Annotated in this window: 26 protein-coding genes; 16 read left to right on the top strand and 10 right to left on the bottom strand. The window is 70.6% G+C overall.

The genetic code is table 11. The annotated features are described in order from the left end of the window. Positions 1–38: 38 nt before the first annotated feature. The 7 genes from sufD to ACSHV8_RS31830 all read left to right on the top strand — a co-directional run bounded on the left by sufD (position 39) and on the right by ACSHV8_RS31830 (position 5,430). Positions 39–1,163, top strand: a complete 1,125-nt coding sequence (gene sufD / locus ACSHV8_RS31860; RefSeq protein ID WP_436521750.1) for a Fe-S cluster assembly protein SufD — start codon at positions 39–41, stop codon at positions 1,161–1,163. Next, positions 1,164–1,496 carry a Rieske (2Fe-2S) protein gene (locus ACSHV8_RS31855; RefSeq protein ID WP_221326533.1) on the top strand — a complete coding sequence of 111 codons (333 nt, stop codon included), beginning with the start codon at positions 1,164–1,166 and terminating at the stop codon, positions 1,494–1,496. Then, entirely contained in the window at positions 1,493–2,251 is a 759-nt protein-coding gene (sufC, locus tag ACSHV8_RS31850; protein ID WP_436521748.1) for a Fe-S cluster assembly ATPase SufC, read from the top strand. The genes ACSHV8_RS31855 and sufC overlap by 4 nt, the downstream gene beginning before the upstream one ends. A 10-nt stretch (positions 2,252–2,261) precedes the next feature. After that, the gene (locus ACSHV8_RS31845) at positions 2,262–3,491 is read left to right on the top strand and encodes a cysteine desulfurase (protein ID WP_436521746.1); all 1,230 of its coding nucleotides are present in this window, start codon (positions 2,262–2,264) and stop codon (positions 3,489–3,491) included. Further along, entirely contained in the window at positions 3,491–3,946 is a 456-nt protein-coding gene (gene sufU, locus ACSHV8_RS31840; protein WP_436521744.1) for a Fe-S cluster assembly sulfur transfer protein SufU, read from the top strand. Before ACSHV8_RS31845 ends, sufU begins: the two co-directional genes overlap by 1 nt. A gap of 185 nt (positions 3,947–4,131) precedes the next feature. Further along, entirely contained in the window at positions 4,132–4,572 is a 441-nt protein-coding gene (locus ACSHV8_RS31835) for a metal-sulfur cluster assembly factor (protein WP_436536986.1), read from the top strand. 102 nt (positions 4,573–4,674) lie between these two features. Continuing rightward, on the top strand, positions 4,675–5,430 hold the full coding sequence (locus tag ACSHV8_RS31830) for a maleylpyruvate isomerase family mycothiol-dependent enzyme (protein WP_436521742.1): 756 nt from the start codon (positions 4,675–4,677) through the stop codon (positions 5,428–5,430). On the opposite strand, the gene ACSHV8_RS31825 is transcribed toward ACSHV8_RS31830, so the two are convergent. After that, the gene (locus ACSHV8_RS31825) at positions 5,427–6,965 is read right to left on the bottom strand and encodes a nucleotidyl transferase AbiEii/AbiGii toxin family protein (protein ID WP_436521740.1); all 1,539 of its coding nucleotides are present in this window, start codon (positions 6,963–6,965) and stop codon (positions 5,427–5,429) included. The two genes, ACSHV8_RS31830 and ACSHV8_RS31825, sit on opposite strands and share 4 nt — an antisense overlap. Before the next feature lie 70 nt (positions 6,966–7,035). Between ACSHV8_RS31825 and ACSHV8_RS31820 the strand changes: the two genes are divergently transcribed. Continuing rightward, entirely contained in the window at positions 7,036–7,893 is an 858-nt protein-coding gene (locus ACSHV8_RS31820; protein WP_436521738.1) for an alpha/beta fold hydrolase, read from the top strand. Here the strand turns inward: ACSHV8_RS31820 and ACSHV8_RS31815 are convergent. The 4 genes from ACSHV8_RS31815 to ACSHV8_RS31800 form a co-directional block, all read right to left on the bottom strand. Continuing rightward, entirely contained in the window at positions 7,856–8,596 is a 741-nt protein-coding gene (locus ACSHV8_RS31815) for an alpha/beta fold hydrolase (protein ID WP_436521736.1), read from the bottom strand. The two genes, ACSHV8_RS31820 and ACSHV8_RS31815, sit on opposite strands and share 38 nt — an antisense overlap. Before the next feature lie 20 nt (positions 8,597–8,616). Continuing rightward, the gene (locus ACSHV8_RS31810) at positions 8,617–9,861 is read right to left on the bottom strand and encodes an MFS transporter (protein WP_436521734.1); all 1,245 of its coding nucleotides are present in this window, start codon (positions 9,859–9,861) and stop codon (positions 8,617–8,619) included. Then, a complete protein-coding gene (locus ACSHV8_RS31805) occupies positions 9,858–10,397 on the bottom strand; it encodes a helix-turn-helix domain-containing protein (protein ID WP_436521732.1) in 540 nt (179 codons plus the stop codon). Before ACSHV8_RS31805 ends, ACSHV8_RS31810 begins: the two co-directional genes overlap by 4 nt. A 61-nt stretch (positions 10,398–10,458) precedes the next feature. Continuing rightward, positions 10,459–11,154: a histidine phosphatase family protein gene (locus ACSHV8_RS31800; RefSeq protein ID WP_436521730.1), complete on the bottom strand. Its 696-nt coding sequence runs from the start codon at positions 11,152–11,154 to the stop codon at positions 10,459–10,461. 961 nt (positions 11,155–12,115) lie between these two features. On the opposite strand from ACSHV8_RS31800, the gene ACSHV8_RS31795 reads away from it, so the two are divergent. Next, positions 12,116–12,718 (top strand): LysE family transporter, encoded by a 603-nt coding sequence (locus tag ACSHV8_RS31795; protein ID WP_436521728.1) that lies wholly within the window; start codon positions 12,116–12,118, stop codon positions 12,716–12,718. A gap of 151 nt (positions 12,719–12,869) precedes the next feature. Here ACSHV8_RS31795 and ACSHV8_RS31790 read toward each other — a convergent pair whose 3' ends face one another. Beyond that, entirely contained in the window at positions 12,870–13,571 is a 702-nt protein-coding gene (locus ACSHV8_RS31790) for a DNA alkylation repair protein (RefSeq protein WP_436521726.1), read from the bottom strand. A gap of 32 nt (positions 13,572–13,603) precedes the next feature. Between ACSHV8_RS31790 and ACSHV8_RS31785 the strand changes: the two genes are divergently transcribed. Continuing rightward, positions 13,604–14,236 (top strand): acVLRF1 family peptidyl-tRNA hydrolase, encoded by a 633-nt coding sequence (locus ACSHV8_RS31785; protein ID WP_436521724.1) that lies wholly within the window; start codon positions 13,604–13,606, stop codon positions 14,234–14,236. A 135-nt stretch (positions 14,237–14,371) separates the two neighbouring features. Here the strand turns inward: ACSHV8_RS31785 and ACSHV8_RS31780 are convergent, their stop codons facing one another. Continuing rightward, positions 14,372–14,626, bottom strand: a complete 255-nt coding sequence (locus tag ACSHV8_RS31780; protein WP_436521722.1) for a hypothetical protein — start codon at positions 14,624–14,626, stop codon at positions 14,372–14,374. Between the two features lie 259 nt (positions 14,627–14,885). On the opposite strand from ACSHV8_RS31780, the gene ACSHV8_RS31775 reads away from it, so the two are divergent. Next, positions 14,886–16,352: a fused MFS/spermidine synthase gene (locus tag ACSHV8_RS31775; protein WP_436536984.1), complete on the top strand. Its 1,467-nt coding sequence runs from the start codon at positions 14,886–14,888 to the stop codon at positions 16,350–16,352. Between the two features lie 7 nt (positions 16,353–16,359). On the opposite strand, the gene ypfJ is transcribed toward ACSHV8_RS31775, so the two are convergent. Next, positions 16,360–17,274, bottom strand: coding sequence for a KPN_02809 family neutral zinc metallopeptidase (gene ypfJ, locus ACSHV8_RS31770; protein ID WP_436521720.1), 915 nt, complete (start codon positions 17,272–17,274; stop codon positions 16,360–16,362). Positions 17,275–17,510: 236 nt separating this feature from the next. Between ypfJ and ACSHV8_RS31765 the strand changes: the two genes are divergently transcribed. The 5 genes from ACSHV8_RS31765 to ACSHV8_RS31745 all read left to right on the top strand — a co-directional run bounded on the left by ACSHV8_RS31765 (position 17,511) and on the right by ACSHV8_RS31745 (position 22,863). Then, positions 17,511–19,115, top strand: coding sequence for an ABC-F family ATP-binding cassette domain-containing protein (locus ACSHV8_RS31765; RefSeq protein WP_436521718.1), 1,605 nt, complete (start codon positions 17,511–17,513; stop codon positions 19,113–19,115). A 505-nt stretch (positions 19,116–19,620) separates the two neighbouring features. Beyond that, positions 19,621–19,848 carry a helix-turn-helix domain-containing protein gene (locus ACSHV8_RS31760; protein WP_014441759.1) on the top strand — a complete coding sequence of 76 codons (228 nt, stop codon included), beginning with the start codon at positions 19,621–19,623 and terminating at the stop codon, positions 19,846–19,848. Continuing rightward, entirely contained in the window at positions 19,845–20,645 is an 801-nt protein-coding gene (locus tag ACSHV8_RS31755) for an enoyl-CoA hydratase/isomerase family protein (RefSeq protein ID WP_436521714.1), read from the top strand. Before ACSHV8_RS31760 ends, ACSHV8_RS31755 begins: the two co-directional genes overlap by 4 nt. A gap of 113 nt (positions 20,646–20,758) precedes the next feature. After that, entirely contained in the window at positions 20,759–22,648 is a 1,890-nt protein-coding gene (locus ACSHV8_RS31750; RefSeq protein ID WP_436536982.1) for an ABC transporter ATP-binding protein, read from the top strand. Then, positions 22,645–22,863: a hypothetical protein gene (locus ACSHV8_RS31745; protein ID WP_436521712.1), complete on the top strand. Its 219-nt coding sequence runs from the start codon at positions 22,645–22,647 to the stop codon at positions 22,861–22,863. Before ACSHV8_RS31750 ends, ACSHV8_RS31745 begins: the two co-directional genes overlap by 4 nt. Here ACSHV8_RS31745 and mug read toward each other — a convergent pair whose 3' ends face one another. Both mug and ACSHV8_RS31735 read right to left on the bottom strand, forming a co-directional pair. After that, positions 22,864–23,442: a G/U mismatch-specific DNA glycosylase gene (gene mug / locus ACSHV8_RS31740; RefSeq protein ID WP_436521710.1), complete on the bottom strand. Its 579-nt coding sequence runs from the start codon at positions 23,440–23,442 to the stop codon at positions 22,864–22,866. Next, positions 23,439–24,197 (bottom strand): SDR family oxidoreductase, encoded by a 759-nt coding sequence (locus ACSHV8_RS31735; RefSeq protein WP_436521708.1) that lies wholly within the window; start codon positions 24,195–24,197, stop codon positions 23,439–23,441. Before ACSHV8_RS31735 ends, mug begins: the two co-directional genes overlap by 4 nt. Between the last annotated feature and the right edge of the window lie 37 nt (positions 24,198–24,234).

The raw sequence follows: 24,234 nt of genomic DNA, 5'->3' as shown, positions 1-24,234 counted from the left end.
CCAGCTGACAAATCGACGAGACTTTTTCAAAGGACGAGATGACTACCACCGCCCCGCCGCCGAGCACCAAGTCCCAGGTGCTGCGCTCCTTCGACGTCGCCGACTTCCCGGCCCTCAACGGCCTGGAGGAGGAGTGGCGTTTCACCCCGCTCAAGCGGCTGGGTGACCTGGTCAAGGCCACGTCGCTGAACGGAACGGCCCCGTCCGTGGAGCACGACGACCTGCCCGCCGGCGTCACGGTGAGCACCGCCGACGACGTCGACCCGGTGCTCACCCCGTTCGACCGGATCAGCGCGCTGGCCTACGGTTCGGCCGCCGGCGTCACCGTGATCGAGGTCGCGGCCGAGGCCGTGCCGGCCGAGGCCGCCGTGATCCACCTGGTCGGTAAGGGTGGCGAGGCCGCGGCCGCGCGCACCGTCGTCAAGGTCGGCCGCTTCGCCAAGGCCACGATCGTGCTGGAGCAGACCGGCACGGTCACCCTGGCCGACAACATCGAGGTCGTCGTCGAGGACAGCGCCCAGCTGACCTTCGTGACGGTGGCCGACTGGGACCGTGACGCCGTGCAGGCCCAGCACGTGAAGTTCCGGGTCGGCAAGGACGCCCGGGTCCAGCACGTGCAGGTCACGCTCGGCGGCGACCTGGTCCGCCAGTTCACGAGCGTGGAGTACACGGGCCGCGGCGGCGACGCCGAGCTGTGGGGGCTGTACTTCGCCGACGCCGGCCAGCACCACGAGCACCGTCAGCTGGTCGACCACTCGGTGCCGGACTGCCGCAGCTACGTGGGTTACCGCGGCGCGCTGCAGGGTGCTTCGGCGCACACCGTCTGGGTCGGCGACGTGCTGATCCGAGCGACGGCCACCGGCACGGACACCTACGAGATCAACCGGAACCTGGTCCTCACGGACGGGGCGCGGGCTGACTCCGTACCCAATCTGGAAATTGAAACCGGCGAGGTGGCCGGAGCAGGTCACGCGAGCGCGACCGGTCGTTTCGACGACGAGCAGCTGTTCTACCTGATGGCCCGCGGCATCCCCGAGGGTGAGGCGCGCAAGCTGGTGGTTCGCGGGTTCTTCGCCGAGCTGATCAACAAGATCCCGGTCGAGTCGCTGCGTGAGCGGCTCGGTGACGCCATCGAGGCCCGTCTGGTGGAGGCCGGGGCTTAAATGGCGTTCGAGAACGTCGGTCCGGTGACCGACATCGCGAAGGGCACCGCGCTCCAGGTGGAGGTCGACGGCGTCGAGATCGCGGTGGTGCACGCCGACGACGACAACTTCTACGCGGTCCGTGACGAGTGCAGCCACGCCTCGGTGGCGCTCTCGGAGGGTGAGATCGACGGGTGCACGCTGGAATGCTGGCTGCACGGTTCCCGTTTCGATCTTCGGACCGGTGAGCCCTCCGGGCCGCCCGCCATCGACCCGGTGGCGGTCTACCCCGTCGAGATCCGCGACGGAGACATCTACGTTTCGACGACACCGAGCAATGGAGTAGAGCCGTGAGCACCCTGGAGATCCGCGACCTGCAGGTTTCGGTGAAGCTGCCGGATGGCGAGCTGAAGCCGATCCTCGCCGGGGTCGACCTCACCATCAAGAGCGGCGAGACCCACGCCATCATGGGCCCGAACGGCTCCGGCAAGTCGACGCTGGCCTACTCCATCGCCGGCCACCCGAAGTACGAGATCACCGGCGGTTCGGTGACCCTCGACGGGCAGGACGTGCTCGCGCTGACCGTCGACGAGCGTGCCCGCGCCGGCCTGTTCCTGGCCATGCAGTACCCGGTCGAGGTCCCCGGCGTCTCGGTGGCCAACTTCCTGCGTACGGCGAAGACCGCGATCGACGGCGAGGCCCCCAAGCTCCGCACGTGGGCCGGCGAGCTGCGCGGCGCCATGGAGAAGCTGCAGATGGACCCGGCGTTCGCCCAGCGCAACGTCAACGAGGGCTTCTCCGGCGGTGAGAAGAAGCGGCACGAGATCATGCAGCTCGAGCTGCTCAAGCCGAAGATGGCGATCCTCGACGAGACCGACTCCGGCCTCGACATCGACGCGCTGCGGATCGTCAGCGACGGCGTCAACCGGGTTCGCGAGACCGGCGAGACCGGTTTCCTGCTGATCACCCACTACACGCGGATCCTGCGCTACATCAAGCCGGACTTCGTGCACGTCTTCGTCGGTGGCAAGATCGTCGAAGAGGGTGGCTCGGAGCTGGCCGAGGAGCTCGAGGTCTCGGGTTACGAGAAGTTCCTCACCAAGGCCTAGGAGTCAGATCATGAGCTTCGACGTCGCGCGGGTGCGCAAGGACTTCCCGATCTTCGAGCGGGAGGTGAACGGCCACCCGCTGGTCTACCTGGACAGCGCCAACACCTCGCAGAAGCCGGTGCAGGTGCTCGACGTCATGCGCGCGCACCAGGAGAAACACAACGGCAACGTGTCGCGCTCGGTGCACACTCTCGGCACCGAGTCGACCGAGATGTACGAGGGTGCGCGCGCCAAGATCGCCTCCTTCATCGGTGCGGGCAGCCCCGATGAAGTGGTGTTCACCAAGAACTCCACCGAGGCGATCAACCTGGTCGCGCACTCGGCCGGGCAGTTCCTCCAGCTCAAGCCCGGTGACGAGATCGTGATCTCCGAGATGGAGCATCACTCGAATCTCGTGCCGTGGCAGCTGCTGTGCGAGCGGACCGGTGCCACGCTGCGCTGGTTCGGGATCACCGACGAGGGCCGGCTCGACGAGTCGCAGCTGGACGAGCTGGTCAACGAGCGCACCAAGCTGGTCTCGGTCGCGCACATGTCCAACACGCTCGGCACGATCAACGACCCGGCCCGGATCGTCGAGCGGGCCCGGCAGGTCGGCGCGCTGGTCATGCTCGACGCCTCCCAGTCGGTGCCGCACTTCGCGGTCGACGTGCGGGCACTGGGTGTGGACTTCATCGCGTTCACCGGCCACAAGATGCTCGGCCCGACCGGCATCGGCGTGCTCTGGGGCCGGCTCGGCCTGCTCTCGGAGATGCCGCCGTTCCTGGCCGGCGGCTCGATGATCGAGACCGTGACGATGGCCAAGACGACGTTCGCGCCGCCGCCCGCCCGCTTCGAGGCCGGCACCCCGCCGATCACCGAGGCGATCGGGCTCGGCGCGGCGGTGGACTACCTGACCGGCATCGGCATGGACGAGATCCACCGCCATGAGCAGGAGATCACCGCGTACGCGCTGGACCAGCTCGCCGACGTCCCCGGCGTGCGGATCTACGGCCCGGCGTCACCGGTGAGCCGCGGCGGCACGGTGTCGTTCGGAGTCGACGGGGTACACCCCCATGACGTCGGGCAGGTCCTGGACGCGCTCGGCGTCGAGGTGCGGGTCGGCCACCACTGCGCGCGGCCGGTGTGCGTGCGGTTCTCGGTGCCGGCGATGACCCGGGCCTCGTTCTACCTCTACACGACCACGGACGAGATCGACGCCCTGGCGCGCGGCCTCGACCAGGTGCGGAAGGTGTTCGGCTGATGATGCTCGACGCGCTGTACCAGGACATCATCCTGGACCACTACAAGCACCCGCACGGGCGTGGCCTGCGCGAGGAGTTCGACGGTGAGGCGCACCACGTCAACCCGACCTGCGGCGACGAGATCACCGTGCGGGTCAATCACAATCTTTCCGAGATTTCGTACGACGGTCTGGGCTGCTCGATCAGTCAGGCCTCCGCGTCCGTGCTGCACGAGCTGCTGCAGGGCAAGGATCTCCACGATGCGTCCGAGATCCACCACGCGTTCGTGGAGCTGATGCAGAGCCGCGGCCAGATCGAGCCGGACGAGGACGTGCTCGGCGACGGCATCGCCTTCGCGGGCGTGGCCAAGTTCCCGGCCCGGGTGAAGTGTGCCCTGCTGCCGTGGATGGCATTCAAGGACGCGGCGGCGCGCGCCGGTGTCGAGGTGGGCGTGAGCCCGGAGGTGAAGGCATGAGCGAGACCGATTCTCTGCAGGCCGTGGGGCACGCGCACCACGACCACGACCACGCGCACCACGACCACGGGCACCACCACGATCACGACCACGGTCACGCGCACCACGACCACGCGTCCGAGGCCGCCTCCGTGCAGACGGTCGCGGCTGTCCCGGCCGGCGAGACCTCGGCCGCCGACGACGAGGTGCCGGCCTGGCTGGCCGAGGAGCGGGCCGCGGCCGCCGACGCCGGCGAGCCGGTCGAGGTTCCCGCCGCGGGCGTCTCCGCCGTCGCTTCGTCCGAGGTCAAGGCCCCGGGCAAGAAGGCCTCGATCGACGACGTCGAAGAGGCCATGAAGGACGTCGTCGACCCCGAACTCGGCATCAACGTGGTCGACCTCGGACTCGTCTACGGCGTCCACGTCGACGACGAGAACGTCGTCACCCTGGACATGACGCTGACGTCGGCGGCCTGCCCGCTGACCGACGTGATCGAGGACCAGACCCGGCAGGCCCTGACCACCGGACCGGGCGGCGGCCTGGTCCAGGACTTCCGGATCAACTGGGTGTGGCTGCCGCCGTGGGGCCCCGACAAGATCACCGACGACGGCCGCGAGCAGTTGCGGGCGCTCGGCTTCAACGTTTAAGGACGACAGCCGGTCGGCCTCGGCGTGTGAATACGTACATCCAAAGGGCGGTGCGCGAGAAGCGTGCCGTCCTTTGTCATTTTTCGGTGGTAGAAACCGGACATGACTCCGACTCCGCCCTTCCCCGAGCTGGTCACTCTGGTCGAGGAGCGATCCGCGACCCTGCGGGCCGCCGCCGCCGGCGCGCCTGACATGGGTGTCAAGGTGCCCGGCTGCCCCGACTGGACGCTGCGTGACCTGGTCGCGCACCTCGGCGAGGTGCAACGGTTCTGGGCGCTGGTGGTGACCGAGGCCGACCCGTCCGGCCCGCCGCCGCGGGACCGGCACGGCAGCACGTTCCCGCAGAGCGACCTGCTCGAATGGTTCGGCGAGTCGACCCGGATGCTCAGCGCCGCCCTGCTCGCGGCCGGGCCGGACGCACCCTGCTGGGCGTGGTGGCCGGCCGAGGCGGCGACCTACACGGCCGGGTCGGTCGCGCGCCACCAGGTGCAGGAGGCGGCCGTCCACGCGTACGACGCCCTGGAAGCCCTCGGCAAACCGGAACCCCTGCCCGCGGCGGTCGCCGTCGACGGGGTCAGCGAGTTCCTCAGCACCTGCCTCGGCTCGCTCGGCGTCTGGCCGCACCGCCCGGCCCGGGTGCAGTACCAGGCCGTCGAGGGCCCGTCCTGGACCGTCGACCTGTCCCCGGCCGGCGCCACCGCCGACCCGGCGGCCAGCGGTGACCCGGTCACCCGCATCCAGGGCACGGCCAGCGATCTGATCCTGCTCCTCAACCGTCGCCTCCCGCTGGACGCCGTCCGCATCGACGGCGACCGCGAGGTGGCCACCCAGCTGCGGGAGTGGTCCCGGATCAGCTAGGCCCAGGCGCGGTCCAGGGCGAGGGCGAGCCGCTGCAGCCACGGCAGCTCGTTCGCATCGGTGACCAGCTCCGGATACTCCAGGTCGAAGTTGCCCCAGGCCACGTCGGCCCAGCCCAGCACCGATCCGGCGGTGAACTCGTCGGCCCGGTCGTCCAGTTCGGCCCGCATCAGATCGCGGACCACGGCGAGGTCGACGGTGGTGTGTTCGGCGAGCAACACCGCGTCGTAGAGATCCTTGCCCTGCGGGTGGGTGTCGGTCGCCAGCCACAGCAGTTTCCAGGCCAGTGACAGCTCGGCGGTGGCGGCCAGGACCCGCGGCGCCACCCCGGGCAGGCGCAACGGCTCCGGCGGGATCGGCAGCTCCTCGCCGAACACCAGGTCGATCTGCACGGCCCCGTCCGGGACACCACGGACCCGGAACGGCACCACCAGCCGCATGCCGTCGGCCCGCTCGTAGGTCCAGATGGCGGACCGGGTCACCCGGTCCGCCCGCAGGCCGGCGCCGGGCCGGGCAGCCAGTTCCCGCACGATCCCGTCGATCAGCGCCTCCGCCTCGGCGCTGCCGCTGGTCACCGACGCCGGGACGACAACGAAGTCCAGGTCGCCGGGGTCGCGGGCGGCGCCGACCCAGGCCGGCATGGCGGCGCTGCCGCGCAGCACCAGGTAGCGCCCCCAGAATCCGCCGGCCAGCACGGTGAGGACGTGTCGCAGAGCCTCCTGCCGGGCGGCCCGCCAGTGCTCCCCGGTGGCCGGGTCGTCGAAGACCGGCTCCCCGGCCCGGTAGGCGCGCGGATGCTGTTTGAGCGCCGGATCGAAGACCAGCCCCTGCTGGGCCTCCGGCACCCGGTGATAGGTGGCCGGGAAGCCCGGCCGGTATTCCGGAGCGACCGACTCCTCGCGGTATGCCTGCCCCTCTCCTCGCAGCCAGCCGTCGTCGAGCGCCAGGTTGTCGTCGAGCACCACGTACTCCTGCTCGACCGAGACCACGTCGTGGCCGGCCTCCCGCAGCGCGGCGACCAGGAGATCCAGCCTCTTCGACGCGTCGGATCGGCCGACCCGGCGGCAGCGCTGGTTCACGAAGCGGACCTCGCTGCCGTCGGCCGATCTCGTGCGCGCGTTGCGGGACAGTCGCGCGGAGTGCGGCGCGGCCAGTGCCGTGATCGGCCCGAGGTCGGCGCCGGGCGGCAGGCGCAGCTTGATGTGGTGCTCGAAGTACCTGTGAACCGGCTCGTCGAACACATCGCCCCGGGCCTGCGGCACACCCGTCGACCACGGCGTTGCCTCGATCTTGCGGCGGATCGGGTCGATCCCGGCCGCGCGCAGCCGGTCACACCACTGATGAGCGGTCGCGACCTGTCGCATCAGGGTGCCGCTCCCGTGCAGGGTGAGCATCGGCTGGACGGCCGTCTCGCCCCGATCCAGCTCGATCTCCAGAAACTTCACGCCGTGCTCGGCGGCGAACGCGGCCAGGGCGTCGGCCTCGCCGGCCCGCACGGTCAGGTGCGTCTCGAAGTCTCCCGAAATTTCTGTCACGGCCGGGAGCCTAAACCGGGTGTCCGACAATTTCCCCAAGATATCGAGGCTCACGCATAGGATCGGACGGGTGGACACCTTCACCGCTCCCGACGGCACCCGGCTGGCGCTGCACCGGACGGGCCGCGGTGACCCCCTGGTCTGTCTCCCGGGCGGCCCCATGCAGGCCTCGGCCTACCTCGGTGACCTGGGCGGCCTCTCCCGGCACCGCCTGCTGCTGATCCCGGACCTGCGCGGCACCGGTGACTCCGCGGTCCCGGCCGACCCGGCGAGCTACCGTTGCGACCGCCAGGTCGCCGACGTGGAGGCGCTGCGGCAGCACGTCCTGCTGGACCGGTTCGACCTGCTCGGGCATTCGGCCGGGGCGGCCCTGGCCCTGCTCTACGCGGCCGCGCACCCGGAGCGGGTCCGCCGGTTGATCCTGGTCAACCCGAGTCCACGCGCGGTGAATCTGGAGATCTCGGACGAGGATCGGCGGGCGGTGGCCGAGCAGCGCCGCGGCGAGCCGTGGTTCCCGGAGGCGTTCGCCGCGCTCGAACGGGTGCAGGCCGGCCGCGCGACCCCGGCCGACGGTCGCGCCCTGGCGCCGTTCGTCTACGGCCGCTGGGATGCGGAGACGCAAGCCTATTCGGCCCGCGAGGCCGGTCAGAAGAACCGGCTCGCGGCCGCGGCCTACTACGCCGAGGGGGCGTTGGACCCCGATGACGTACGGACCCGGCTGGCCCGTTTCCCGGCCCCCGTGCTGCTGATCACCGGCGCGGTCGACCTGCAGCTGCCGCCGAAGCGTGCCGCCGATTACGCGGGCCTGTTCCCCCAGGCCGAGCTGGCGATGGTCCCCGACGGCGGGCACTTCGCGTGGCTCGACGACGCCGATTGGTTCGTACAGAAAATCATGGGTTTCGCAAGAACGCGATCAACAGTGGGTTGATCACGTCGGGCCGCTCCAGACCGGGGAAATGCCCGGCCCAGTCGAGTGCGGTGTGCCGCGCGCCCGGGATGATCCCGGCCAGGTGGTCGGCGATGTCCCGGAAGTCGGGCAGGTCGTGGGCGCCGGAGATCAGCAGTGTCCGTGCGGTGATCGCCGCCGGGTCGAACGCGATCTCGATCTGTTCCGGTTCGGGCTGGTCCGGTGGCTGCAGTTCGAAGACGCGCCGCTGCATGACCCGGACGGCGGCCCGCTGCTCGTCGCCGGCCGCCGGCCCGAGCCAGGTGTCCACGTTGAGTTCGACCGCGGCGTCGAGGTCACCGGCGTCGAGCAGCGCGTCCTCCCGTTCGGCGAACGCCTTCCGCTCCGGGCTCTTCGGCCACGGGAACGCGGCGCAGAGCAGCACGAGCGCCGGGACCCGGGCGGGCCATCGGGCCGCGAACTCCAGCGCGACGTAGCCGCCACCGGAGGAGCCGATCACCGCGACCGGCCCGTCCCCGAACAGTTCGGCGAGGTCGTCGGCGTCGTTCCACGGCGTGCCCGGCAGCGGCGAGTCGCCGAAGCCGCGCATGTCGGCCCGGGTCACCCGGAAACCGGCCTCGGCCAGCGCCGGGATTTGCGGATCCCACATCCGGCGGTCGGTCGCGGTCGAGTGGATCATCAGCACGTCCGGCCCGTGGCCGGTCACGTCATGGGCGATAGTCATCGGTGTCACCCTATCGATGTCTACTTCGCACCGACCAGCGCCTTCGCCGGAAGCACACGGTGCTCGTCGAGCGAACGCCAGGCCGAGAAGACGAACGGCGACAGCGTCACCGCCAGGTAGCCGATCCCGGCCAGCAGCGCGCCGGTCCGCAGCCCCAGCTCGTCGGCGGCCCACCCGCCGAGCACGCCGCCGATCGGGATCCCGGCCCAGGAGAACGCGATCAGCACGCTCATCACCCGGCCCTGCACCCGGGTCGGGATGCGCTCGTAGACGGCCGCCAGCAGGATCGGGTTGATCGTCGACATCAGCGCCCCGGCCAGCGCGGCCACCGCCAGGACCAGCCACAACCGGTCGGTGAGGGCCAGCGCGAACAGCTGCGCCGGGCCACCGATCAGGAAGCAGACGGCGAACGTGACCCGGCGTGGCAGCCGCGGCCCGACGATCGTCCACAGGATGTTCCCGGCCACCGCGCCGATCCCGAACGCGCTGCCCAGCACCCCCAGCGCGGCCGGGCCGTGCGGGCCCTCACGCACCCAGACCGGCACGAACACGGTGGCGAAGGCCTGGTCGAAGAGGTTGGTCGCGAACAGCAGCGACATGATGCCGATGATCAGGCGGTCCTGCCGCACGTACCGGAAACCGCAGCGCAGCGCGGCCGCGTACCCACCCTCGTCGTCCTCGGCCGGGGCCGGCCGGGTCGCGCCGGACCGCACGTAGACCGAGATCAGCAGCGCGCAGATCCCGAACGAGGCCGCGTCGACCAGCAGCACCCGGGCCGGACCGACCGCGGCCACCAGCAGCCCGGCCAGCGGCAGCCCGAGCAGCGTGGCCACCCGGCTGATCCCGTCGTAGAGGGTGGTGCCGCGCTCGGTGGTCAGCCCGGACTCGGCGATCACGCGCGGCAGCAGCGCCCGTTTCGCCGTGTCCCCGAACCCGCGCAGCGCCCCGGCCAGGGCGATCAGGCCGAGCAGCGTGTGGTACGACATGTTCTCGGTGGAGGCCATCAGCGGAATGCCGCTGACCGCCAGCACGCTCGCCACATCGGCCGCGACGGCCGTCGACCGCGGGCCGACCCGGTCCACGATCGGGCCGCCGAGCAGGCCGGCGAGGACGTACGGAAGCATCTCGGCGAAGCCGGCGACCCCGGCCATCAGCGCCGAGCCGGTGCTGGTCAGCACCAGCCAGGGCAGCGCGACGAAGGTGATCCGGCTGCCGAGCAGGGAGATCGCCTCGGCCGTGAGCAGGCCGGTCAGTCCGCGTCTCACCGCTGATTCCTCCTCGAGGCCTGCCGCCGGGGCGCCAGCCGCGGAAACACCTGCCACTGCACGACCACGTCCTCGCTCCCGGCGGCCCGCTCGGGCAGATCGATGAGCAGTTCCCGGATCCGGCCCAGCAGCTCGACCGCCTGGGCCGGGCTCAGCCGCACCGAGACGTCGTCGATCGCGATCCCGGCCAGCCACTCCGGTGGCAGATCGGCCGCCCCGCCCAGGAAGTCGTGCAGCCGCTGGAGGGTTCCGGCCGCGGCCGCGCGCAGGTGCACGGCGCTGTCGTTGTGCCGGGCCACCGTCCGCCACCAGCGTTCCCGCCCGGCGCCGCGACCCGGGAGGTCCTCGACGAACCCGTACGCCGCGAGTTGCCGCAGGTGATAGCTGGTCGCCCCGGACGACTCGCCGAGCCGGTCCGCGAGCCGCGTGGCGGTGGAGGCGCCGTGCTCGCGGAGGAGGGCGAGGATCCGTACGCGAAGCGGATGCGCCAGACCTCGCAACGCGTGCGGGCCCAGCGCGCCGGTGGGTGCGGGCATCGACCCAACCTATCCATGCAAAGAATTCTTTGGAAGACGCTGATCGATGTGTTTCTGTCGTTCAGGCCGGTGGTAGATGGTCGATCACGTTGTATCGGTCAAGTTTCAGACTGTTTCCGTCGTCCATGAACCGGCTGACCGACGCATTCCGCACCGACCCGGCCGCCTTCTCCACCGCGGCCAGCCCGTCCCAATCAAGATCCTCGATGACCGCCCGGGTCATCAGCACCACCGCGTCATGCGCGACGACCACCACGCGACGCCCGGCATGCTCCCGATGAAGATCGTCCAGAAAGGAACTGAGCCGCACCCGGATGTCCGCGAATGATTCCCCACCGGGCGGCCGGTACTCCCACTCGCCGGCCACGCTCCGCCGCGCCGCCTCCCCCGGGAAACGCGCCGCGACAGCCGCCCGGGTCAACATCTCAAGCTCCCCGAGAAGCCGATCCACCAGGCGATCGTCGGTCTCTGGCACCGGCGTCCCCGACCCCGACGCCTCCGCCGCGATCCGCCAGGTCTCCCGCGCCCGCAGATACGGCGACGTCACGACCACCTCGGGCCGCTGCTCCACCGGCAGCGATGCCAGCCAGCGCCCGACCGCCCGCGCCTGCTCCTGACCGATCCCGGTCAGCGGAACCTCGGCGTCACGCCCGCTCAGCGCGACCTCGAGCCGCCCCTGCGCATCCGCCTCCGGGAACAGCACGTTGGCCAGGCTCTGCCCATGCCGGATCAGGATCAGCTCCGCGACGACACCCATGATCGGACCCTATCTGTCACGGTCCGTCGCCGGGAAGCCGCGAGCGGTGACGATCAAATTCAAGACCATCATGTCCCAGGTCCGCCGTGGTCCAGATCGTCGCTCCCGCGGGGACCCTTCCGGGCCGAGCAGGGCGCTGGCGCGCCCAGAACGCTCAACCCTCCAGGGCGATCTGCGTGGGTGGTTGCGGTCAGACCAAAAACCGGTCCACGCCCGAACCCCTTCACCCAAGCCCCGTGCGTCTCCCACGCCGCCCCACCGCGACACCAGCCCCAGCCGCGCCCCCACCCACCGGCTGGCGCTGAGGGCTGCAAAACCCGCCAGACACAGCCGTCAGCACCAGCCGAGCCCGTGACCCGCGCCACGAGCCAGGCCCGCGCGAAGGTCGCGGTGGCGGGCTGGTGCTCAGGGCTGTGTCGGACCCCTGGGAACAGCCGTCAGTGCCAGCCGAGCCCGTGACCCGCGGCGCGGGCCGGGCCTGCGCGAAGGTCGCGGTGGCGGGCTGGTGCTCAGGGCTGTGTCGGGCCCTTTGGAACAGCCCTCAGTGCCAGCTGAGGGCGCGACCCGCGGCATGGGCCGGACCGGCGCGGGCCTCGCGGGCCTGTCGCGGCGTGGGCTGAACCGGCGTGGGCTGAACTGGCGCGGGGTCTGTCGCGGGCGGCGGGAGTAATTCGGTGGCTGGGCTGGTGGGGCGGCCGGGATGATGGCGGCGTGATCGAGCTGATGGCCTACCTTGCTGTTTTAGTTCCCGCGGCTGAACGGTCCGGGCGACAGCAGCAGGGCGTCCGGGGAACGGTGGTGCCTGAGCAGGCGTCATGACCCCCGCCTACCGGCCCGGCGGCATTTTTACTTCGGTGCTTTCACGTCGCCCGGCCGGCCCGGGTCACTCCCGGGGCTGCCTTGACCGCCGGCCCGGTGACGGGTTCGGGTGTGGGGCGGCGCTCCGGCGGGGGGAGCGGTTGTGAGCGCGGGGTTTCTGGCCGGTGTGGTCGCCGGGTATGGGATCGCGGTGCCGGTCGGGGCGATCGGTGCGCTGATCGCCGGGCTGAGCGCGCGCACGTCGTTGCGGGTCGGGGCCGCGGCCGGGATGGGTGCGGCCACCGCGGACGGGATCTACGCCTGCATCGCGGTGGCCGGGGGAGCGGCCGTCGCGGGTGTGATCGCCCCGATCGCCGAGCCGCTGCGCTGGGTGGGTGGTGTCGTGTTGCTGGCGTTCGCGGCGTGGACCGCGTGGGGCGCGATCCGTGGCCCCGGTGGCGGGGCGCGGGAGGAGCACCCGACCACGGCGTTCCGCGCGTACGCCGGCATTCTCGGCCTGACCCTGCTCAACCCGGCCACGGTGATCTATTTTGCGGCGCTGGTCCTGGGCAACGGTGGCTCGGGCGGCGGCGTCTGGTTCGTGATCGGTGCTTTCCTGGCCTCGGCCAGCTGGCAGCTGCTGATCGCCGGCAGCGGTTCCCTGGTGGGCCGCCTGCTGACCAGTCCCCGCGGCCGGCTTCTCACCGCGCTCACGTCGAGCGTGGTGATCGCCGCTCTGGCCGTCCGCCTACTACTGAACTCCTGAGCAGCCACAACACTCGCAGCCGGAGTCGCGAAGCCTGACCCGGAAGCCGCCGGCCCCGCGCAGGGCGGCCCGCACGGGGTGAGCCGCCCGTCATCGATCGCCCGCCGTGGCATTCGCGGGCGGGCGGCTCATGACGTACCCAATAAGGGTTTTAAAGGTGTTTTGCCGCCTCTCGCATCGACAACGGGGACAGGACGGCGGCGTGGGCCGTCAGGTAGGAACGCACGGCCGCCGGGTCGGTGCGGGCGTGGTGGCGCAGCGCCCACCCGATGGCTTTCCGGACGAAGAAGTCCCGGTGGGCGGCGTTACGAGTGCAGTACGAGAACAGGCGTGTGGTGTTCGTCTCCGCGCCGTAGTGCAACTGGTGCAGGATCGCCGTCCTGATCAGCCACAGGTTGTCGGACCCGGACCACGCGTCCATCCGGGCGACCAGGTCGGGGTGGCGCCGGACCAGGCCGCCGACGAAGCGGGTGGCGAGCGGGTCGACCGTGTCCCACCAGGACTTCGTCGTGATCAACTCCTCGGCGACGTCGAGGAAGCCGGGCCCCGGCACCGTGACGTGCGTCACCAGGTAGTCGCAGGCGAACTGCTGGAACTCCCGCTCGTCGCGCGCCCAGCAGCCCCGGACGATCTCGGCGAGCTCCTCCTCGGAGGGTTTCGGCAGGCCGGCCAGGGCGGTGCGCGCGGCCGACCGGCGGGCGCCGGCACTGAGGCCGAGGAACGGGAACTGGTCCCGCATGTACGCCTCCATGGCCGGGGCGCGGTCCGGATCGCGGCCGGTCTCGAAGTCGGCGGTCAGCCGCCCGAGCAGCCTCGCGGTCAGCTCGGCGACGAACGGTGAGGACGTCGTCATGCCGGCGATCCTGCCACCGTAGTCTGACAAGAATGGGTGAACGGCCGGCCGCCGGCGGCGGGAAATGGGTGGATGTCGCACCGGAGCGGCTCGAACGCTGGCTGGCCAACTTCGCCGGGCGGCACGGTCCGTACCGGGAAGAGGGTTTGATCCTGATCGCCGAGGACGGTGCCGAGGCGACCCTGCACGCCCCGCCCGGCGCGGGTGAACCGGCGACCGTGACCGATCTCATCGCCGCCGCGCGCACGCCCCGCCGGCTCGGGCTGCTGCTGGCGCGCAAGGGCGCGGTCGCGGCCGGTGTCGCCGACGGGACCGAGCTGGTCGCCTCCAAGGTGGACACCCACTACGTGCAGGGGCGGACGGCGGCGGGCGGCTGGTCGCAGCAGCGGTTCGCGCGGCGCCGGGACAACCAGGCCAAGGCGGCGACCGCGGACAGCGCCGGGATTGCCGGCCGGATCCTTCTTCCTGAGGTACGGACGCTGGCCGCGCTGGTGACCGGCGGCGATCGGGCCGCGGTGGACGCGGTCCTGGCCGACCGTCAGCTGGCGCCGCTGGCCGCGTTGCGGGCCGGCCGGCTGCTGGACGTGCCCGAGCCGCGTCACGCCGTCCTGCTGAACGCGATCCCGCTGGCCCGGGCGGTGCCGGTGCTGATCCGCGAGCCGTGACACGGATCCGGCCGCCGTCCCGCGCCAGGTGCGGGTCGGCGGCCGGAGGTCACCGCGCCCGGAGGCCGGTGCGCTCTGGCGATTCTGCCATCACGGCCCGGCGGGGGCACGGGAACGAGGGGCCGGCGTGAGGGATCAGCCGAAGTCGTAGCAGCCCTTCTGAGTGAGCTTGTGGTACTTGGTGACCCGCGTCCAGGTACTGGCGTGCAGGCACTTGTAGCACTTGGTGCCGGTGCGGCAGTCCTCGATCTGGCTGGTGTCGATGTCGGCGTCGGGGTTCAGCTCCATCGCCATGGCCGGCGTGGTCGCGACCAGGACGGCGGTGCCGGTGATCCCGGTGGCGATCGCGAGGCCCGCCAAGGCGGTGCCGATGCGACGACGAATCGCCATGTATTCCTCCATTGTGGTGGGTGGTCGTTGAATCCATTGATCAACGGCTGGGGACGCTAACACAATCGATCAAATCGAGGATTGCAGATATTTGGAGCCCCGCGCGGCGTCGCCGAAATGGATCGGGATAGGTTGCCGGTCGACGTTGAGGACATCGATGTAATGTGGAGTGTGTCGCGTGCGACAAACCGTCGCGGATCCGGAAGCCACTGCTCAGGGCGAGGCTCTGCGGTCCCCGGCGGCCGAGGGAACCGATGCTGTGCCTCTGCCCGGATGGCTTGGCGGGCTCCTGGTATTTCTCTCCGGGGCGGTTGTTCTCGCGCTGGAAATCGTCGGCATGCGACTGATCGCGCCCTATACCGGTGTGACATTGGAAACATCTACCGGAGTCATCACCGTCGCTCTCGCGGCAATTGCCGGTGGGGCCTGGGCGGGCGGTCGTCTCGCGGATCGGAAAGGCGCTCAGTCGCTGTTGCCGGTCATTCTGCTGGCCGCCGCGGCGACGACCGCGCTGACCGTCCCGGCCGTCCGCCGGCTCGGCCCGCACCTCGGTGGGGCCGGCACCCCGGGCGTGCTGCTGATGGCCGCGGCCACCCTGCTGGCGCCGGCCGCGCTGCTCTCCACGGTGAGCCCGATCGTCGCCCGGCTGCGGATCACCGACCTGAGCCGCAGCGGCTCGGTCGTCGGGCGGCTCTCCGGGCTGGGCACGCTCGGGTCGGTCAGCGCCAGCCTGCTCACCGGATTCGTGCTGGTCGCGGCGCTGCCGTCGAGCGGGATCGTGTGGTTCCTGGCCGGCCTGCTCGCGGTGGCCGGGGCCGGGCTCGGCCTGCGCCGGACGATCCGGAGGGCCCGGCTCGGCGCCACCGTGCTGGTGGTCGTCGCGCTCGGGACCGCCGTCGCGGTGGCGCGCTCGGCGCCGTCGCCGTGCGAGGTGGAGACCGCGTACGAGTGCGCCTCGGTGGTGGCCGACGCGAGCCACCCGGGCGGCCGGACCCTGGTCCTGAACGCCGAGTCACACTCGTACGTCGACGTGGCCGATCCCCGCTACCTCAAGTTCGGCTACACCCGGATGATCGCCGCCGCGGTGGACGCCGTGCCCGCGCCGGCCGGCCCGCTCGACGTGCTGCACCTCGGTGGTGGGGCGCTCACGCTGCCCGGTTACGTCGCGGCCACTCGGGCCGGCTCGCGGCAGCGGGTCGTCGAGATCGACGCGGCGCTGCTGGATCTGGTGCGTGAGCGGTTCCCGCAGCCGGCCGGGACCACGTACGCGACGCAGGACGCCCGGGTCGCGGTGGGCGCGAGTCCGGCCGCGTCACAGGACGTCGTCATCGGTGACGCGTTCAGCCAGGTCGCCGTGCCCTGGCACCTCACCACGGCCGAGTTCGTGACCGGGGTGCGCCGTGTCCTGCGGCCGGGCGGAACCTATGTGCTGAACCTCATCGACGGGCCGGGCGGGGCGCTGGCCCGGGCCGAGGCGGCGACGTTGTGCCAGGTCTTCGGCGACGTCGTGATCCTGGGCGACCCGGCCGTGCTGCGCGGCGAGCGGGCCGGCAACTTCGTGATGCTCGCCTCGGACGCCACCGTGCCGGTGACCCGGCTCCGTGCGGCGCTGTCCGCGCACGGAGCCACCGGCATCGGTGTCGTCCGAGGTGATCGTTTCGCCGGCCCGGCCCGGGTGCTGACCGACGACTACGCCCCGGTGGATCAGCTGATCGACGTGCCCTGACCCGGCGTCAGAGGCTGGACGCGCCGAACGTGTCGCAGTTCTCCGGGTTGCCGGACTGGTAGCCCTGGCTGAACCACTTCTTGCGCTGGGCCGAGGTGCCGTGCGTGAACTGGTCCGGGTTGACGCTGCCACCGGACTTCTTCTGGATGGTGTCGTCCCCGATCGCCTCGGCCGTGTCGATCGCCTGGCTGATGTCGGTCGCGGTGATCGACGTGAACAGCGGCTGCTGGCCGGTCTTGTCGCGGCTCTCGGTGGCGTGCTTGGCCCAGGTCCCGGCGTAGCAGTCGGCCTGGAGCTCGAGACGGACCGACGCCGACGAGGCACCGGTCTGCTCGCCCTGCGCCGCCTTCGCGTTGGTGCCGAGCAGGTCCTGGATGTGGTGGCCGTACTCGTGAGCCAGCACGTAGGGGGCGGCGAACTCGCCGTCGGCACCGAACCGCGAGGACAGTTCGTTGTAGAAGCTCAGGTCGATGTACACCTGGTGGTCCTGCGGGCAGTAGAACGGCCCCACGCCCGAGTCGGCCGCGCCGCACCCGGTGTTGACCCGGTTCTCGAAGTAGTTGGTGTCGGCCAGTTCGTACTTCTTGCCCGAGGTGATCTTCGGGTACTCCTGCTGCCAGTACGACTGGATGCTGTTGACGTACAGCAGGTTGCGGCACTTGACGTTCTTGAACCGGTCCGGGTTGCTCTGCGCGCAGGCCTGCCCCAGGTCGGTGCCCCCGGACGACGGCGAGTTGTCGTCGCTGGTGGCCGAGTGCAGCCCGATGCCGCCGCCGATCAGGGCCAGCAGCACGGTGATGATGATCCCGGCCAGGCCGCCGCCGCCGATGGGCAGGTTGAAACCGCCTCCACCGGAGCCGCCACTGCTGCCCAGATCGTTGACTTGAGAGGAGTCGAGTTCCGCTCGTTCGTTCAGCTCCATGGGACCCTCATCGATGAATGATCAGCTCGGCACGCCCGATACTGGACCGGACCCGGACGGTCCCGAGGTACCCGATGCGCTCCCGAACTAATCGAGTGGGAGCTACCGCCGGGTGCCCGGTAAGATGGCCGGGTGCTGCTCTGCGAAGGCTGACCTGCCCGGCGCCGACCATCCCTGGATGGCCGGCGTTTTCTTGCGCCCTGAGTCAGCCCGTTCACTGAGAGCGAGAATTTATCATGATCACCGCCACCGGACTCGAACTCCGCGCCGGCGCGCGCATCCTGATCTCCCCGACCACCCTACGGGTGCAGCCCGGCGACCGGATCGGCCTGGTCGGCCGCAACGGCGCCGGCAAGACGACCACGCTCAAGGTGCTGGCCGGCGAGGGGATTCCGTACGCGGGTCAGGTCGAGCGGACCAGTGAGATCGGTTACCTCCCGCAGGACCCGCGGACCGGCGACCTGAACGTGACCGGCCGCGACCGGGTGCTCTCGGCCCGCGGGCTGGACACGATCCTGGCCGAGATGCAGAAGCTGGAGATCCAGCTGGAGGAGAGCTCGGAGGACAAGCTCGTCCGCCGCTACGGCCAGCTGGAGGATCAGTTCTCCGCCCTCGGTGGCTACGGCGCCGAGGCCGAGGCCGCCCGCATCTGCGCCAACCTGGGTCTGCCGGACCGCGCGCTGGCCCAGACCATCGGCACCCTCTCCGGCGGTCAGCGCCGGCGGATCGAGCTGGCCCGCATCCTGTTCGCCAACTCGGGGCAGAACGGCAAGGGCATCCTGCTGCTCGACGAGCCCACCAACCACCTCGACCAGGACTCGATCGCCTGGCTGCGCGGTTACATGGCGCAGCACAAGGGCGGCCTGATCGTGATCAGCCACGACGTCGAGCTGCTGGACGCCGCGGTCAACAAGGTCTGGTATCTGGACGCCAACCGTTCGGTCGTCGACATGTACAACATGGGCTGGAAGACGTACCTGGAGGCGCGCGAGACCGACGAGCGCCGCCGCCGCCGGGAGCGGGCCAACGCCGAGAAGAAGGCCGGTGCCCTGATGGCCCAGGCCGACAAGATGCGGGCCAAGGCCACCAAGACCGTCGCCGCGCAGAACATGGCCAAGCGCGCCGAGAAACTGCTCGGCGGCCTGGACGAGGTCCGCACCTCGGACAAGGTGGCCAAGGTGCGCTTCCCCAACCCGGCTCCGTGCGGCAAGACGCCGCTCACCGGGCACGGCCTGTCGAAGTCGTACGGGTCGCTGGAGATCTTCGCGGATGTCGACGTGGCCGTCGACCGGGGTTCGCGCGTCGCGATCCTGGGCCTGAACGGCGCCGGCAAGACCACCCTGCTGCGCATCCTCGGCGGCATGCTCAAGTCCGACACCGGTGAGGTGCGCGCGGGCCACGGCCTGCGGCTGGGCTACTACGCCCAGGAGCACGAGACCCTGGACGTGGACCGCACGATCCTGGAGCACATGCGCAGCGCCGGGTCCGAGCAGACCGACACCGAGCTGCGGAAGATCCTGGGCGCGTTCCTCTTCTCCGGGGACGACGTCGACAAGCCGGCCGGCGTGCTCTCCGGCGGTGAGAAGACCCGCCTGGCGCTGGCCACCCTGGTCTGCTCGGGGGCGAACGTGCTGCTGCTGGACGAGCCGACGAACAACCTCGACCCGGTCAGCCGCGAGCAGGTGCTGGACGCGATCGCCAACTACCCGGGGGCGATCGTGCTGGTCACCCACGACGCGGGCTGTGTGCAGGCGCTGAAGCCGGACCGCGCGATCCTGCTGCCGGACGGCGACGAGGACGCGTGGAGCGACGACCTGCTGGAGCTCGTCGAGCTGGCGTGACCCTCTCCGACTCGGGCTGCGGAAAAGCGCCTTACCGCGAGTCGGCCCTGCTCAAACCTGCCGTATTTCGCGACTGACGGTGCCGGTGATCCAGGATCAACGGCATCGTCAGTTGTCAACTGGTGCCCACACAGACAGTGCGATGTTCGGGCGTTTGCGGGCACGTCGGACTTGCTGCGGCGTGCGCTCGACGCTCCCCGCCGGTCGCCCAGAGTCTCCGCACAGCTACCCTGAGTGGCGCTGACGGGTGTCCTCTCGATCCAGAGTTTCCGCAGGTGATCGATGGTCTTGGAGAGCCGGGTGGGTCACCGGTGGCCCGCCGGAAATGCTGCTTCCCAGCTCACCGGCTAACTGTCTGACATTGATGCGCGTGGTGACCGTCAAGTTCCTGACAGTAATAAATGGGCACGTTCCTGGGTGACAGATGCCTGGCGCATGATCGTTGGAGGCGGTGTAATAGGTGGGACCGTATCTGACCGCACTGTCTGCGACGTGAGGATTCAAGATGGCAGCCACTGGCACAGCTACCAGTACTGAGAAGGGTCGTCGAATCGTCGGTAGCGAGCGGCAGTCGCTCGCCAAGGACCTGGTGAAGCGTTACACCTCCGGTGAGAGCATCCGGGCCCTTGCCGCTTCCACCGGCCGCTCCTATGGATTCGTCCACCGCGTGCTCACCGAATCCGGTGTGCAGTTGCGCCAGCGTGGCGGCGCCCGCCGCCGCAAGAAGGCGTGACAGCGGCCGACGCCGAGCCGGTAAAAACGTCAACCGCCGACGAAGTAGGCGTTCGCTACGAACTGGCTGGGCCGGTCGCGACGGTCACGTTGTGCCGGCCCGACGTTCTCAATGCACAGACTCCGGCCATGTGGTCGGAGCTCAGCAACATTTCCCGGAAATTGCCGGGCGACGTCCGCGTCGTCATTGTGCGAGCCGAAGGCCGTGCGTTTTCAGCGGGCCTGGATCTGTCTGTCGCCAAGGGCAACGGCGATTCCTCTCTGGCTCGCTTGGCGCAGTTGTCAGCCGTCGACTGCGCGGATCGGATAGCGGGCTTCCAGACCGCGTTCACGTGGTTGCGGAGTCCGTCCATCGTGTCCGTCGCGGCGGTGCAGGGACATGCCATAGGCGCCGGCTTCCAGTTGGCGTTGAACTGTGACATGCGCGTGCTCGCCGATGACGCACGGTTCTCGATGGCCGAGGTGTCTCTCGGTCTGGTGCCCGATCTGGGCGGGACGAAACGGCTCACCGAGTTGATCGGGCCGTCCCGGGCACTGGAGATCTGTGTCACCGGGCGGCGGATAGCGGCCGACGAGGCGGATCGGATCGGCCTCGCCACCTCCGTGGTTCCGCGGGCCGAGCTCGACGAAGCGGTCACCGCACTGGTCACCGCCGTGCTGGCCGGGGACGCGGGTGCCGTCGCCGAGATCAAGGGTCTGCTGGCCGGGGCACCCGGCCGGTCGTACGCCGAGCAGGACCGCGCCGAACGGGAGGCGCAGACGCGCCGGTTGTCGGAGCTGCTCGGGGCCGGGGAGTAGGAAAAGGGTTCGAGGAACGGACGGGACCGCTCAGGGCAGCGGAGCGGTCCCTCTCGCGGAATAGTGCTGTCACCTCCCGGGTTGCTGACTCCCGGGAGGTGACGGAAATGAGCATGGCCGGCTGGAACATGCTGCGTTCGATCCAGAGCGCCGACCGGGTGGCGAAACACCAGGTCACACCCGGCACCACGCGGCGGATCCTACGTTTCGCCGAGCCGTACCGCCGGGACATCGCGGTCTTCCTGCTCGCCGTGGTCTTCGACGCCGGCATCGGCGTGGCCACGCCGCTGCTCGCCGGCGACGTGGTCAACGCGATCACCCGGGGCGGGTCCGACGCGGCGGCCACGGTCATCCGGATCGCGCTGTTCATCGCCGGCCTGGCGATCGCCGACGCGTTGTTGTCGCTGGCCCAGCGGTGGTACTCGGCCCGCATCGGCGAGGGGATCATCCTCAGCCTGCGGACCCGCGTCTACGACCACGTGCAGCGCATGCCGCTGCAGTTCTTCACCCGCACGCAGACCGGAGCCCTGGTCAGCCGGCTCAACAACGACGTGGTCGGTGCCCAGCGCGCCTTCACGTCGACGCTGTCCGGCGTGCTCAGCAACTCCATCCAGCTCGTGCTCACCGCGGCCGTGATGTTCACCCTGTCCTGGCCGATCACGGTGATCTCGCTGGCCCTGCTGCCGGTCTTCATCATCCCGGCCCGGCGGGTCGGCAAGCGGCTGGCCGAGATCACCCGGGAGTCGTACAACCTCGACGCCCAGATGAACGCCACGATGACCGAGCGGTTCAACGTGTCCGGCGCGTTGCTGGTCAAGCTCTTCGGCCGGCCCGACGCCGAGGCCGCCAAATTCGGGGAAAGAGCTGAGCGCGTACGGGACATCGGCGTCCAACAGGCGATGTTCTCCCGCACGTTCTTCGTGGCCATGCTGCTCGTCGCCTCGCTGGCCCAGGCGCTGACCTACGGACTCGGCGGCTGGCTGGCCGTCCACGGTGAGGTCTCGGCCGGCACCGTGGTGACGCTGGCGCTGCTGCTGACCCGCCTCTACGGCCCGCTCACCGCGCTCAGCAACGTCCGGGTCGACGTGATGAGCGCCCTGGTCTCGTTCGACCGGGTCTTCGAGGTGCTCGACCTCGAACCGGGCATCGCCGAGAAGCCGGACGCCACCCCGATCCCGGCCGGCTCCGGCCGGGTCGAGTTCCGCGACGTGCGGTTCCGCTACCCGAGTGCGGCCGAGGTGTCCCTGGCGACGCTGGAGGACGTGGCGACCCTGGACCGGACCGAGAACGCCCCGGTCCTGCACGGCGTCGACTTCACGGTCGAACCCGGTCAGCTGGTCGCGCTGGTCGGCCCGTCCGGTGCCGGCAAGTCGACCACGTCGATGCTGGTCTCCCGGGTCTACGACGTCACCGGCGGCGCGGTCCTGGTCGGCGGCGTGGACGTGCGCGACGCGACGCTGGACTCGCTGCGGGACACGGTCGGTGTGGTCACCCAGGACTCGCATCTGTTCCACGAGACGATCGCCGAGAATTTGAGGTACGCACGTCCGGGCGCGACCGACGACGAGATGTGGACCGCCCTCGACGGGGCTCAGGTCGGCGATCTCGTACGGGCGTTGCCGGACGGGCTGGACACGGTCGTGGGGGAGCGCGGCTACCGCTTCTCGGGAGGCGAGAAGCAGCGCATCGCCATCGCCCGGCTCCTGCTCAAGCAGCCGTCCATCGTGATCCTGGACGAGGCCACGGCCCACCTGGACAGCGAGTCCGAGGCGGCCGTGCAGCGGGCCCTGGCCACGGCCCTGCGGGGCCGGACGGCGCTGGTCATCGCCCACCGGCTCTCCACGATCCGGGAGGCCGACCTGATCGTGGTGCTCGACCACGGGCGGGTCGTCGAACGCGGCACGCACCAGGAGTTGATCGCGGCCGGCGGGACGTACGCCGATCTCTACCGCACCCAGTTCGCGCAGGCGCCCGCGCCGCTGACCGTTACCGTGGAGCCGTGACCGGTTTCCTGATTTTCGCCGTCGTGCTCGGCGCGCTGCTGTGGGCGTTCGCGCGGTTCGGCGCGTGGGTGAAGCGCAAGGGCATCGGCGGCGGCATCATGGGCCCGATCGACGAGGCCTGGCATCCGTCGGCCGAGCGGTTCCGCCGCGAGACCGTCATCCACGAGCAGCGGGTCCTGCCGCCGCGCCCCGGCGACGACCGCTTCACCCCCTGATCAGGCGGCGGCCGCACGCAGCACGGTGAACTCGCGGACCAGGTCCGGGAGCTGGAAGTGCGCGTTCAGGCCGCTAGGGTTGGGCAGCACCCAGACCGGGACGCCGCCCACCGTGTCCGCCTGCCGGCCGATCCTGGCCTTGGGGCGGCCGAACGCGGCGCGATAGGCGGTCACGCCGAGCACGGCCAGGAATCGGGGCCGGAGACGACCGGCCCGCTCGGCCAGGATCGCACCACCGGTGACCAGCTCGTCCGGGGTGAGCTCGTCGGCCCGGGCCGTGGCCCGCGCGACGACGTTGGTGATGCCGAGGCCGAGCGCGGGCAGCAGATGCTGCTCGGACGGGTGCAGCAGGCGGTCGGTGAACCCGGCGCCGTGAAGTGTCGGCCAGAAACGATTACCGGGTCGCGCGAAATGATGTCCGGTCGCCGCCGAGTAGAGGCTCGGATTGATTCCGGAGAACAAAATGCGCAAATCGGGACCGACGAGATCGGGAATGGTCCGATTGCCGGCCGCGGCGACCTCGTCGGCGGTCGGTTTGCGAAAACTGTCGGGCGAAACCGGAGCGGCGAAATCGGTCACAGGGCGCGCAGGGATCCGCCGTCGACCGGGATCACGCACCCGGTCACATAGCTCGCCGCCGGCGACAGCAGGAACGCGCCGACCCGCCCGAACTCCGGCGGCTCCCCGATCCGCCGCACCGGGATGCGCTCCGACACCTCGGCCGCCGCGGTCGCCGGATCCCCGGTCATCTGGAACAACTCCCGGTTCCGGTCGGTCATGAACCGCCCCGGCATGATCCCGAACACCCGGATGCCGCGCGGACCGTACTCGTCGGCCATGTCCTTCGCGGCCATCGCCAGACCCGGCCGCAGACCGTTGGAGAGCCCGAGCCCGCTCAGCGGCGCCTTCACCGAGGTGGACAGCACCAGCCCGATCGCACCGCCCCCGGGCAGCGCCGACGCGAACGTCCGGACCGCGCGCAGCGACCCCAGGAACACCGTCTCGAACGCCTCACGCCACTGGTCGTCGCTCATGCTCGCGGCCGTGCCCGGCTGTGGCCCGCCCACCGAGACCAGCGCCCCGTCGAGGCGCCCGAAGCGCTCGGTCGCCGTGTGCACCAGCTCCCGCGGGCTGTCCGGATCGGACAGGTCGGCGGTCACCCCGACCGCGTTCCCGGCGCCGAGCTGATCGACGGCGTCGGCGACCTTGTCCTCGTCGCGCGACGAGATCACCACCCGCGCGCCGTCGTCGACGAGGGCCTGCGCGGTGGCGAGGCCCAGCCCGCGCGAGGCGCCGGTGAGGATGAAGACACGATCGGCCAGCCCGAGATCCATGCCGCCCATCTTCCCAGAGCGGCCGCGGTCGCCGCGT

This window comes from Actinoplanes sp. HUAS TT8, from assembly GCF_051380535.1.
In the GTDB taxonomy this organism is placed as follows: domain Bacteria; phylum Actinomycetota; class Actinomycetes; order Mycobacteriales; family Micromonosporaceae; genus Actinoplanes.
Note: the sequence above shows the minus strand (reverse complement) of the source record. Positions and strands in the feature narration are given on the sequence as shown.

What these genes read in the sequence shown, in the direction of transcription:
- ACSHV8_RS31780 (WP_436521722.1), bottom strand. Translation starts at nt 14,626, where the DNA reads ATGGCGATTCGTCGTCGCATCGGCACCGCCTTGGCGGGCCTCGCGATC.
- ACSHV8_RS31735 (WP_436521708.1), bottom strand. Translation starts at nt 24,197, where the DNA reads ATGGATCTCGGGCTGGCCGATCGTGTCTTCATCCTCACCGGCGCCTCG.
- ACSHV8_RS31750 (WP_436536982.1), top strand. Translation starts at nt 20,759, where the DNA reads ATGGCCGGCTGGAACATGCTGCGTTCGATCCAGAGCGCCGACCGGGTG.
- sufD (WP_436521750.1), top strand. Translation starts at nt 39, where the DNA reads ATGACTACCACCGCCCCGCCGCCGAGCACCAAGTCCCAGGTGCTGCGC.
- ACSHV8_RS31790 (WP_436521726.1), bottom strand. Translation starts at nt 13,571, where the DNA reads ATGACGACGTCCTCACCGTTCGTCGCCGAGCTGACCGCGAGGCTGCTC.
- ACSHV8_RS31830 (WP_436521742.1), top strand. Translation starts at nt 4,675, where the DNA reads ATGACTCCGACTCCGCCCTTCCCCGAGCTGGTCACTCTGGTCGAGGAG.
- ACSHV8_RS31845 (WP_436521746.1), top strand. Translation starts at nt 2,262, where the DNA reads ATGAGCTTCGACGTCGCGCGGGTGCGCAAGGACTTCCCGATCTTCGAG.
- ACSHV8_RS31785 (WP_436521724.1), top strand. Translation starts at nt 13,604, where the DNA reads ATGGGTGAACGGCCGGCCGCCGGCGGCGGGAAATGGGTGGATGTCGCA.
- ACSHV8_RS31800 (WP_436521730.1), bottom strand. Translation starts at nt 11,154, where the DNA reads ATGGGTGTCGTCGCGGAGCTGATCCTGATCCGGCATGGGCAGAGCCTG.
- ypfJ (WP_436521720.1), bottom strand. Translation starts at nt 17,274, where the DNA reads ATGGAGCTGAACGAACGAGCGGAACTCGACTCCTCTCAAGTCAACGAT.
- ACSHV8_RS31815 (WP_436521736.1), bottom strand. Translation starts at nt 8,596, where the DNA reads ATGACTATCGCCCATGACGTGACCGGCCACGGGCCGGACGTGCTGATG.
- ACSHV8_RS31760 (WP_014441759.1), top strand. Translation starts at nt 19,621, where the DNA reads ATGGCAGCCACTGGCACAGCTACCAGTACTGAGAAGGGTCGTCGAATC.
- sufU (WP_436521744.1), top strand. Translation starts at nt 3,491, where the DNA reads ATGATGCTCGACGCGCTGTACCAGGACATCATCCTGGACCACTACAAG.
- ACSHV8_RS31855 (WP_221326533.1), top strand. Translation starts at nt 1,164, where the DNA reads ATGGCGTTCGAGAACGTCGGTCCGGTGACCGACATCGCGAAGGGCACC.
- ACSHV8_RS31765 (WP_436521718.1), top strand. Translation starts at nt 17,511, where the DNA reads ATGATCACCGCCACCGGACTCGAACTCCGCGCCGGCGCGCGCATCCTG.
- ACSHV8_RS31805 (WP_436521732.1), bottom strand. Translation starts at nt 10,397, where the DNA reads ATGCCCGCACCCACCGGCGCGCTGGGCCCGCACGCGTTGCGAGGTCTG.